The organism is Coprobacter sp. (assembly GCF_982436375.1).
Genome location: NZ_CEWDCG010000012.1, coordinates 21,134 through 28,861, shown reverse-complemented (window position 1 = coordinate 28,861; position 7,728 = coordinate 21,134). Strand labels below are relative to the sequence as shown.

Here is a 7,728-nt window from a genome sequence, read left to right as displayed (position 1 = left end):
TTAGACTTTCTAAAAAACTTATGATCAATTTTACTCAGAAAGGCTCTAAAATCCCAAACAAAATTTAAAGTTCATCATCATACAGGAATACAAAAATGACATAAAATTGCAATGAAATTGTAGTAAAAAAGATAAAAATATATGCTATCTTTGTAAAATAAATGAACAGACTACGGGAAATAGTCTCTTGTCCAAATAAACCTTCGTTTAATTGGACAGTCTAAATAAAAGTTGTATATGGTAAATACAGAACTTTATCTTATTCATGCATAGATAATTGTTCTGAACAATTGAAGAATGTGTTTTAGATTTTAAAGGGATGATAAAAACGAACGATTGTTTGGATAGGATGAAAAAAATCAAAATACCTGTTCCTTTTGTTTCTCTTCCCCTTTTTTATTTAAGCCCAAATTAAAAATTAAAAGTATTTTTATTTACTAACCAAAATAAAACGATTATGAAAAAAACTCTACTTTTCATTCTTTGTCTGGCAGGAATGACTTCTCTTTCCAACGCCACAGTTACTACGATAGATTGTAGTACAGTTACATGGAACACTTCTGTAAAGAACGAAATATCGGGATCTGCAGAAGGGTTTGATATTTCTGCAGTAAAAAACAACGGACAAACACCTCCTACGTATAATACATCAGCAAAAGATGTGCGTATATACGCCAAAGGTTCAATAACGATTACTTCAACTTCCGGAAAACCCATTACAAATATTGCTTTCGGGATCAGTACTGCAGGGAAAAAACGTCTTGCTTCTTGCACGGCAGAACCAGGTACTGTTACCGTTAAAGGTGACCCCGATTTTACATGCGAATGGAGCGGATCTTCCGCATCTGTAACCATAACTGTCGGAGATAAAGCTGATTTCGGTACCGACTCAGGAAAAGCTGGTCAACTCGATTTTACATCAATTACCATCACAACCAATGATGAAGCAGCCGGTCAGGTAGCACAACCGACAATAACTCCCGGATCAAGTTATATTCTTGGAGAATCGACAGAAGTCACTCTCGAATGTTCCACTGATGGTGCAAAAATCTACTATACTACTGATGGAAGCGAACCATCAGAGTCAGCAACTCTTTACAACGGACCGTTCCCTGTTTCTGAAACATGCACAGTAAAAGCTATCGCAATAAAAGAAGGACTTACCAACAGCTCTATCGCCGAAGCAACTTATTCTGTTCCGGAAAATGTAGCTAACATAGCAGAATACATGTCAACAGCAAAAGAAAATACAGCATATAAAATTACCGGTCCTGTAACTGTAGTTTATCAAAACGACATAAACCTTTATATACAAGATGAAAGTGGCAGTTTATTAGTTTATGGAGACGCTGTCGGTGAATATAAAGAAGGCGATGTAATAACCGGATTAATCGGAGAATATGGAGTTTATCAAGATATAACTCAAATGCTCCCTCTATATGCACCTGATGCTGTAAGCGGAACACCGGCTGAACCTGTAACAATGAACATTTCAGAAATTACAACCGCTGACGTATATAAATATATTAAATTGTCAGAAGCTGTATTTAAGGAAGATGCAACATTCGAAACCGGCAAAACGACTAATGGAATAGTAGTAAGCGGTGATAAAGAAATGACTATCCGTAACAGTTTCAGAGTTATTGACGGAACTTTCGAAGCATCGAAGAAATGGGATATTATCGGATTCGTATCGGTTTACCAAGGAACACCTCAAATATATCCGATAAGTATCACAGAATCTACACTTGACGGAGTAAAAGCCGCTACAACAGATGACAATATAACTATTTACAGCTCGAATGGTAAAATTTATGTCAATGCCATTGGCGGTGAAAAAATCGAACTATTCAACATTACCGGTCAAAAGGTTGCCGAAAAAGTCGCTGTTTCCGGAATAAATGTTCTTGATGCAGTTTATGATATCACGCTTGTAAAAGTAGGTTCTAAAGTAGTTAAAGTTGTCAAATAATGAGTCAATTTATATTTTCGAAAAAAGCGTGGCTTTTCCACGCTTTTTTCATTTTCAGTTTCAGTATCATCGCTCAAACCCCTGTATGGACAGAAAATTTTGAATATCCTATAGGTGATGAAATAGGTAAACATGGCTGGTTGTTCGAAAACGATAATCCATATCTGAAAGTTTGTCCGGGACTGACATTCGAAGGATATGCCGGATCAGGTATCGGAAACGGACTACAGATAGAAGAGGAAAATAAAAATGCCGCCCGGCATACATTCCCGCAAATATCGGAAGGGTGTGTCTATGTGTCTTTTCTCGTTCAGTTCAACAGCAATCTTAAAAGCCAGTATTTTTTCACTTTATGGGACGGAAATATGCCGAGTTGGGCTGGCGGGACAGATACCAAATTTGCCTTTAACGGACGAATATACGGTGAGAAGAATTCTGATTTCGATTCAAGGTTAAATATCGGCTTATCTTTTTATGATAATCAAAAAGCGGTCTACACGACCGATAAACCCGTTGTAATCGGAGAAACTTATCTCCTCGTAATCAAATATGAAATAGTACCGGGAGATAACAATGATAAAGTTTCTTTATATCTTTTAGATCGCATACAGGATCAAGAACCAGAGCAACCTTTATTAGGGCCGTTATCCGATAATGCTTCTAAAGGAGATATATACCCTGCCGGATTGATGTTCCGTGCAAGCCATACCGGGCAGGATATTATTGTCGATGGAATACGAATTGGTACTACATGGAAAAGTATCATATCTTCCTCCTCATCGGGGATATCAAAAGAATCAATAAACAATAGACTGAAAATCAAGAAAGATTCTCAAAATATCTTCATAACTTTACCCAAAGAAGAACAGATAAACATATATGGAATAAACGGAAAACTTCTTTTCTCGGTCAAAGGGAATACCGGAATCAACCGTATTCCGATTCTTAATAAAGGGTTATATTTCGTTACAGCAGGAAAAGAAAAAGGAAAAGTGCTTTTTTAAATACTTCAAGAGATAGTCGTCTAAATTTTCTATCAGGAAAAGAAAATATTACGACAATCGACAAAATCTACCATTAGAAAATTTACTACAATAAACACCCCAACCTCTTCTTCCGAGAAAGGATTGGGGTGTATTCATATATTTTTCCGGAGAGATAGCGAACTATCTGATAAGTAGCAAACCGAAAAAAAACACAAAAATATCTTGATAATATTTTCTTATCGAAAAATCTAATCAGGCTCTTTTCTAATTATTATTATACCAGTCGATCATTTTTTGTACACCTTCTTCAATATCGATTTTATGATGCCATCCTAATGCATTTAATTTCGAAACATCAGTCAGTTTCTTCATCGTCCCGTCCGGCTTATCGGCATTGAAATACAAATCGCCTTCAAATCCTGCAGTTTTTTTTATCAAACGGGCAACATCTCCAATACTGATTTCTTTTCCGGTACCGATGTTGATATGGCAATTTCTGATTTCTTTCGTATTTTTAGGCTTAAGATCCTCAAAGTCGATATTTTCCATTACGAAAACACAGGCATCCGCCATTTCTTCACTCCACAAGAATTCACGCATCGGGCTTCCTGTTCCCCATATTTCGACCTGAACATTACCTTTTTCTGTCTTACGCACTCCATATTTATTCAATATGGCAAGGATATCCTTTTCTGAAGATTCTCCATTGACCGACTCTACCGGACGTTTATTGAGATCGGAACGTATAGCCGACCAATTTCCGGTCTCGAGATAGCGTCCCAAACAAATTTTACGAATCAAAGCAGGAAGAACATGGGAGCGTTCTAAATCAAAATTGTCATTAGGCCCGTATAAATTCGTAGGCATGACCGCAATATAATTAGTACCGTACTGAAGATTGAAACTTTCGCACATCTTTAATCCGGCAATCTTGGCTATTGCATAAGGCTCATTCGTATATTCCAGTGGAGAAGTAAGCAATACGTTCTCATCCATAGGCTGTCGGGCATCCCGAGGATAGATACAAGTACTTCCCAAAAAAAGCAGTTTTTTTACTCCGGTACGATACGAATTATAAATTACATTATTCTGTATTTGCAAATTACGATAAATAAAATCTGCCCGGTACAAACTATTTGCGATAATACCACCGACAAAAGCCGCCGAAAGGAAAACATACTCGGGTTTTTCTTCATCAAAAAAACGGGTTACGGCAAGTTGGTCGCAAAGGTCCAATTCTTTATGGGTACGGAGTACAAAATTTTGATATCCTTTTTCTTGTAAATTTTTCAATATAGCAGATCCCACCAATCCACGGTGACCGGCTACGAATATTTTGGCATTCTTTTCCATCAATGTTTATTTTTGATCATCCGGGCAACTTTTTCCATATCATGTTTTACCATAATCTTCACTAATTCGGGAAATGGTGTCTGAGTAGGATTCCATCCCAATAAAGTTTTGGCCTTAGTAGGATCTCCTAACAACTGCTCGACTTCTGCAGGACGAAAATATTTGGGATCGACCTCGACCAACACCCGTCCGGTCTCCTCATCTATTCCCTTTTCTTCGACTCCTGTCCCTTCCCAACGAATCTTAATGCCGACTTCTGCAAAAGCAAGCGTACAAAATTCACGGACAGTATGCATCTCTCCTGTCGCTATCACAAAGTCTTCGGGTGTTTCATGTTGAAGAATCATCCACATACACTGTACATAATCTTTGGCATATCCCCAATCCCGACGGGCATCGAGATTTCCCATATAAAGTTTGTCTTGTACTCCTTGTTTGATACGGGCTACTGCCAAGGATATTTTACGGGTAACGAAAGTCTCTCCACGACGTTCGCTTTCGTGATTGAATAAAATACCGTTCACGGCAAACATACCATAACTTTCTCTATAATTCTTGGTAATCCAAAACCCGTATTGTTTCGCTACACCGTACGGAGAACGGGGATAGAACGGTGTTGTTTCTTTCTGCGGGACTTCTTGAACCAATCCGAATAACTCCGAAGTGGACGCCTGATATATTTTGGTCTTTTTTTCGAGATGAAGAATACGAACGGCTTCTAACATACGAAGCGTACCGATCGCATCGGCATCGGCCGTATATTCGGGGACATCGAAACTTACTTTTACGTGACTTTGTGCTGCCAGATTATAAATTTCATCAGGTTGCACTTCTTGTATAATGCGAATTAAAGAACTTGAATCGGTCAAATCTCCATAATGCAAATTAATGGTTCTTTGCTGTTTCATATCGCGCACCCATTCATCAAAATAAAGATGTTCTATGCGTCCGGTATTGAATGACGAAGATCTACGCAAGATGCCATGAACTTCATATCCTTTTTGCAATAAAAACTCAGCAAGGAACGAACCGTCCTGCCCGGTAATTCCCGTAATCAAAGCGACTTTAGTATTCATTTCTAAGCTAAAAATTAATTATTAATCCCTCAAATTTCCATACTCGAACTTTCGTTGCAAATATAAGAAATCTATACACATCAAAAGCAAAATTTTTTATCTGCGAATACGAATCTGCAAAGCATGTTCCACAGGTTTTTCGCTGATAAAGGTCAAATATCCTCCACCGCCTGCACCACTTAATTTCCAACCTAATACAGAATCCCGATATTCTTCTATCTGAGCCAAGATATCATCATTCACCATATTGGGGAACATTGCTATTTGGGCATCGAAACTGGCCTTTACTTGCACACCGAAATTTTGCAAGTCTTTATTAAGGATTGCATCCCAACAACAACGGGCAGCATCACTCAACGCTTTTGCCGAAACCGCATCGATATGCGTATCGGCAAGAACATTATAAGACTGACCTCTCGGATATAGAGGTACTAACCAAATATATTTTTCAAGCCATTCCAAAATATCCGAATCAAGATTGCTTTCTATCGACTCCGGCCAATAGTCTCCGTTATATTCATATTTATTCAATCCCGGCATAACAATTCCCAAAGCATCTTGAGAACCGCTTACATAAGGAGTTCCGGGCGGATTTTCATAGCAAAACAGAGTTTTGGCTAATTTTTCCTTATCTCCTTCGGGTATATCGGTCTGCCATAACTCTATCGCCTTTTTACGCGAACTTGTGGACATCCCGCTACGATCATTAAATTCATAATCCGGTTCTATACAAATGGTCAATACCGGACCCGGATAATATTTACTGACATAAGGCTGATCGAGCCATCCTCCGGCCAAATCGATCCGGTAGGGAATGCGGCATTCTTTTCGCAACATCGTTGTCGAACGTACAGGCAAAGTTCCATGAGGAATTCTTTTACTCACAATATATTCGATACCCAATTCTTTACAAAGTTGCGCTTTCAAAGGGGTATTGCCGTCGGTATTTACAAAAAATATATCGGGTTTGAGTTCTCTCAATTCCTTTTCAAAATCCAGTAGTCCGCTTCCGCTATTGATCCACGCATCTTTAACTACACGAAGAGCCTTTACCATATAAAGACGCTCAGCATCGGTATTGACCGTTTTTCGGGCTTTCAATTCAAATATCGTCTTATCCGAACCTATGCCTACATACAAATCGCCATACCGGGCAGCTTCTTCAAAGAAAGCGACGTGTCCGCTATGCAGCATATCATAACAGCCTGATACAAAAACCTTTTTATTTCCCATACCGGAAATTATTTTGAGAATTCTTTAATTCTCTGTTCATCTTGAAGTTTACAAATCAGAAGCGTCCCGTTTTTTTCCGCGACAATATATCCGTCTAATCCTTGAATAACAACCCTCTTATTCTTAGGGACATGCACTATACAATTTTGAGACTCTATCAACTTCACATTTTCTCCGACACATGCATTATGATGATTATCATGGGGCAAACGGGTATGAAGAGATCCCCATGTGCCCAAGTCTGACCAACCGAATGATGCCGGGAAGACATAAATTCCGGACGCTTTTTCCATGACGGCATAATCGATAGAGATACTTTCACAAGTCGGGAAAAGTTCATCAACCCTTTCTTGCTCATCATCTCTGTAAAAACAAGGTGTCAACAGATCGAAAACAGAAGCCATAGCCGGGCAATAGGTCCGAAAGGCTTGTTCAAGTGTATGTGCATTCCATATAAAAATTCCGGCATTCCAAAAATAATTACCGGCCGATAAATATTCTTTTGCAACAGAAAGAGTCGGTTTTTCCTTAAATGCCTTTACAGGTTTTATCTCGCTACCGTCCTCTATTTCTGCCGCAATATATCCATATCCGGTTTCGGGACGGGTAGGCTTCATTCCTAATGTAAGTATAGATTCCGATTTTGATGTAAAATCAAGCGATTTTACAATAACTCTACGAAATTCTTCAACATCGGTTACCACATGGTCCGAAGATGTTACTACTATATTAGCATCGGGATAACGTCGTTTAATTTTCCAACCGGCATAAGCAATACAGGGTGCGGTATTGCGCATACATGGTTCTAACAATATATTGGAACGAGGAATATCCGGAAGTTGTTCTTCTACTAACGATTTATATCGGGCAGAGGTAACTACCCAAAAATTGGACATGGGAACAAGCCCGCTGAAACGGTCAACAGTAAGCTGTAACAATGTGCGCCCGCATCCTAACACATCGATAAACTGCTTGGGATGTTCGGGTGTACTCATCGGCCAGAAACGACTGCCTACTCCTCCGGCCATTATTACCACATGATTATTTTGCATTATACACTTATCTCAAAATATTCAAAGATATAAATAAAAGTTTAAGAGCCTGTCTA

General features: G+C 38.7%; 6 protein-coding genes. 2 read left to right on the top strand and 4 right to left on the bottom strand.

Features of this window, described 5'->3' with window-relative positions; all coding sequences use genetic code 11:
- Nucleotides 1-457 precede the first annotated feature (457 nt).
- Together AC1WHX_RS01585 and AC1WHX_RS01580 are read left to right on the top strand one after the other, a co-directional pair.
- On the top strand, nucleotides 458-1,972 hold the full coding sequence (locus AC1WHX_RS01585) for a chitobiase/beta-hexosaminidase C-terminal domain-containing protein (RefSeq protein WP_122304117.1): 1,515 nt from the start codon (nucleotides 458-460) through the stop codon (nucleotides 1,970-1,972).
- Nucleotides 1,972-2,976: a T9SS type A sorting domain-containing protein gene (locus AC1WHX_RS01580; RefSeq protein ID WP_022390148.1), complete on the top strand. Its 1,005-nt coding sequence runs from the start codon at nucleotides 1,972-1,974 to the stop codon at nucleotides 2,974-2,976. Before AC1WHX_RS01585 ends, AC1WHX_RS01580 begins: the two co-directional genes overlap by 1 nt.
- Before the next feature lie 246 nt (nucleotides 2,977-3,222).
- Here AC1WHX_RS01580 and AC1WHX_RS01575 read toward each other — a convergent pair whose 3' ends face one another.
- The 4 genes from AC1WHX_RS01575 to AC1WHX_RS01560 all read right to left on the bottom strand — a co-directional run bounded on the left by AC1WHX_RS01575 (nucleotide 3,223) and on the right by AC1WHX_RS01560 (nucleotide 7,672).
- Nucleotides 3,223-4,311: a GDP-L-fucose synthase family protein gene (locus AC1WHX_RS01575; protein ID WP_297929590.1), complete on the bottom strand. Its 1,089-nt coding sequence runs from the start codon at nucleotides 4,309-4,311 to the stop codon at nucleotides 3,223-3,225.
- A complete protein-coding gene (gene gmd, locus AC1WHX_RS01570) occupies nucleotides 4,311-5,387 on the bottom strand; it encodes a GDP-mannose 4,6-dehydratase (RefSeq protein ID WP_022390150.1) in 1,077 nt (358 codons plus the stop codon). The genes AC1WHX_RS01575 and gmd overlap by 1 nt, the downstream gene beginning before the upstream one ends.
- 96 nt (nucleotides 5,388-5,483) lie before the next feature.
- Nucleotides 5,484-6,620: an adenylyltransferase/cytidyltransferase family protein gene (locus tag AC1WHX_RS01565; RefSeq protein WP_022601040.1), complete on the bottom strand. Its 1,137-nt coding sequence runs from the start codon at nucleotides 6,618-6,620 to the stop codon at nucleotides 5,484-5,486.
- A gap of 8 nt (nucleotides 6,621-6,628) precedes the next feature.
- Complete coding sequence (locus AC1WHX_RS01560; protein ID WP_022601042.1) at nucleotides 6,629-7,672, bottom strand: mannose-1-phosphate guanylyltransferase; 1,044 nt, start codon at nucleotides 7,670-7,672, stop codon at nucleotides 6,629-6,631.
- Nucleotides 7,673-7,728: the final 56 nt, after the last annotated feature.

What these genes read in the sequence shown, in the direction of transcription:
- AC1WHX_RS01565 (WP_022601040.1), bottom strand. Translation starts at nt 6,620, where the DNA reads ATGGGAAATAAAAAGGTTTTTGTATCAGGCTGTTATGATATGCTGCAT.
- gmd (WP_022390150.1), bottom strand. Translation starts at nt 5,387, where the DNA reads ATGAATACTAAAGTCGCTTTGATTACGGGAATTACCGGGCAGGACGGT.
- AC1WHX_RS01580 (WP_022390148.1), top strand. Translation starts at nt 1,972, where the DNA reads ATGAGTCAATTTATATTTTCGAAAAAAGCGTGGCTTTTCCACGCTTTT.
- AC1WHX_RS01560 (WP_022601042.1), bottom strand. Translation starts at nt 7,672, where the DNA reads ATGCAAAATAATCATGTGGTAATAATGGCCGGAGGAGTAGGCAGTCGT.
- AC1WHX_RS01575 (WP_297929590.1), bottom strand. Translation starts at nt 4,311, where the DNA reads ATGGAAAAGAATGCCAAAATATTCGTAGCCGGTCACCGTGGATTGGTG.
- AC1WHX_RS01585 (WP_122304117.1), top strand. Translation starts at nt 458, where the DNA reads ATGAAAAAAACTCTACTTTTCATTCTTTGTCTGGCAGGAATGACTTCT.